Source organism: bacterium (genome assembly GCA_021372515.1).
GTDB lineage: Bacteria > Gemmatimonadota > Glassbacteria > GWA2-58-10 > GWA2-58-10 > JAJFUG01.
The window spans coordinates 1-2417 of sequence record JAJFUG010000079.1 but is presented as its reverse complement, the minus strand read 5'-3'; the positions used below and the strand labels follow the sequence as shown (position 1 = coordinate 2417).

Sequence of the window (2417 nt, the reverse complement as noted above, 5' to 3'; positions counted from 1 at the left end):
GGTGGAGATAGTGACCGAGACCGCCTACCCGTTCGATTCCACGGTCACGGTGCGGGTCAACCCGGCCCGGGCCGAGCGGTTCAGCCTGCGGCTCCGGGTGCCGTCCTGGAGCGCGCGGACATCTATCGAACCGGGGCGGGCTGTTGTGACAACGCCCCCGGAACCTGGGAATTATGCGGTTCTGAGCGCCAAATGGCAGCGCGGGGATTCGGTGAAACTGCGCCTGGACCTGCGCGGCCGGGTGGAGCGGGATTCGAGCGGGGGAAGTGTCTGCGTGCGGCGCGGTCCCCTGGTCCTTGCCCGCGACAGCCGCCTGGAGGCCGCGGGCGGCGTCGTGGACGACGCTCTGCTGCAACTGAAATGCGATGCGGACGGGTATATCGAGCTGACGCCGGTGAGCCCCGGTGCGGCCGGGCCGTTCAACTTTGTCTGCGACGTCCCGGCGTTGGGCGACCCGGCCGGGCGGGACAGCGGGCCGGAGCTGTCGTTGCGCCTGTGCGACTACGCCTCGGCCGGGGGCTGGGGAACCGGGGCGCGGTTCCGGGTCTGGCTGCCTCTGATCCTGGACCCCTCGCAGCCGGATTTCCGGCCCTGAACTCAGGATGTGTCTGCTCTTAAATCCACTCTAAAAGAGGGGTGGCGGCGCAAGCCGACGGGGTGTACAAAAAGGGGCGACCCAAGCGGTCGCCCCTTTCATCAATAATTCAGTATGCGCCTTGCCTCCCCCTTGCTAAAGGGGGGGAACATGAATGCCATGCCCGGTTTGCATTTCCATCCCTACTCGATCAACGCGGCCAGGGCCGCGGCAGGCTCACCCTCCGGGTCGGAGGCGCTCACTGGGGTCAGCTCCCGCGCGCTGCGCTCGAAATCCGGGCTGGAGGGCAGGTAGCCCAGGAAATCCATCTTCACCGAGAGCATATCGCGGCAACTGTCCTGGATCGACTGCACGATCTGCACCGTGTCCTGGTCCGCGGGCACCTTGTTCATCACCAGCATGGGACGGAAACTGTCCAGCACGGACTGCATGAAAGCGAGGTTGCGCGGCTGCTCGGCCTGCACCAACTCCAGGAGCTGCTCAATACGCCGCACCCGCAACTCGCCCCGGCCTATCGCCGTGCGGATGAGCCGCTCCAGGCTGGGCGCGCGGTGCGTGTAGAACTCGCTCTCCACGCCGAACAGACGGTCGAGCTTGCGGTAGAGGGCCACCTTGATGAAACGGTACGCGCCCAGGTAGGCCGCAGGCTCGGGGGTGGCGATCACTATCGGGTAGTCGGCGGCGAGGAAGAAGTCGAGAACATTGTACGAGATGTTGCTGCCCAGGTCGAGCAGGATGTAATCAACGTCCAGCCGTTTGAGAGTGCGCAGGAGCTTGAGTTTCTGGGCGAACGGGATGTTGGCCGCGCCCAGCTCGGAGTTGTCCCCGCCGATCAGCCAGGGACCGAAACGGGTCTCGATCAGGATATCCTGGAGTTCGGCCTCTTTGTTCAGGAAATGGTGCAGGTTGCGCTGGAGGGTCTTTTCGCCCAGGTAGAGGTGCAGGTTGGCCCCGCCCAGGTCGAGGTCCACCACCGCGGTGCTGAAACCGCGGGAGCTGAGCAGCACGGCCAGGTTGGAGGTGACCAGGCTCTTGCCGATACCGCCCTTGGCCCCGCCCACGGCGATTATGCGCCCATCCTCCGGCTCGCGTCCGGCGAACGGCCGCGGGTAGTCGTTCATGGCATTCGGGTCCCTATGCCTGCGGGTGAGAGGGGAAACCGCCGCCGGGGAACCGGCGCGCGGCGGAATTGCGGGACTTAAGCTGCAATTATACCCTGGATTGCGAAAAGGGGCAATGAAAAATGGGGTGAATCCTCAGCCACAGGAGAAAACCTAAAGAATGCAGGACTTGGCCTGACAGCTTCAACGGACCACCTCGATTATTACTCCTTATACACCCACGCCCCGGCCAGCGCGGCCAGCGGCGCCTCCACCAGGCCCCAGAGGATCGCGGTCAAAGTCATGCCGGTGGGGAAAAGCCACATCAGCCAGCCCATGCCGTAACCGCAGGCCCAGACCAGCAGCCACACGAGAAGCCCGGCGCGGACCGCAGTCCTGGGCCCGGCACCGTAACGCGGCCGGATAGATGCGTAAATGCATATCAGCACCAGGCCCAGAAGAAGGTTCAGCGCGAAGAATATGCCCACCCGGCCCATGGTCACCCGCGGCAGGTTGTGGTTCAGCAGGATCAGGGCCCAGCGTTCGCCCAGTATGGGCTTGCTCAGCACGAACTCGCCCGTGGCCAGGACCAGCCCGGCGACCAGCCCTCCGGCCAGCACACGCAGCCTGTTGATTCCGTTCATCGTGTCCTCCTTGTCAGTCTGTCGGTTCAAGCGGTTACACGAGTATTCGCATCGGCCTCACTCCGCGCCGCGCAGCTC

General features: G+C 64.8%; 3 protein-coding genes. 1 reads left to right on the top strand and 2 read right to left on the bottom strand.

Going from position 1 to position 2417, the window contains the following annotated elements; genetic code table 11:
- Nucleotides 1-595 (top strand): glycoside hydrolase family 127 protein (locus tag LLH00_08250; GenBank protein ID MCE5271262.1); only part of this gene is annotated, 595 nt, incomplete at its 5' end.
- 182 nt (nt 596-777) lie between these two features.
- Here LLH00_08250 and LLH00_08245 read toward each other — a convergent pair.
- Together LLH00_08245 and LLH00_08240 are read right to left on the bottom strand one after the other, a co-directional pair.
- Nucleotides 778-1716, bottom strand: a complete 939-nt coding sequence (locus tag LLH00_08245; protein ID MCE5271261.1) for an AAA family ATPase — start codon at nt 1714-1716, stop codon at nt 778-780.
- Nucleotides 1717-1919: 203 nt separating this feature from the next.
- The gene (locus LLH00_08240) at nt 1920-2339 is read right to left on the bottom strand and encodes a hypothetical protein (protein ID MCE5271260.1); all 420 of its coding nucleotides are present in this window, start codon (nt 2337-2339) and stop codon (nt 1920-1922) included.
- Nucleotides 2340-2417: the final 78 nt, after the last annotated feature.

Bases quoted from the DNA above. Each gene is read 5' to 3' on its own strand.
- LLH00_08245 (MCE5271261.1), bottom strand. From the start codon at position 1,716: ATGAACGACTACCCGCGGCCGTTCGCCGGACGCGAGCCGGAGGATGGG.
- LLH00_08240 (MCE5271260.1), bottom strand. From the start codon at position 2,339: ATGAACGGAATCAACAGGCTGCGTGTGCTGGCCGGAGGGCTGGTCGCC.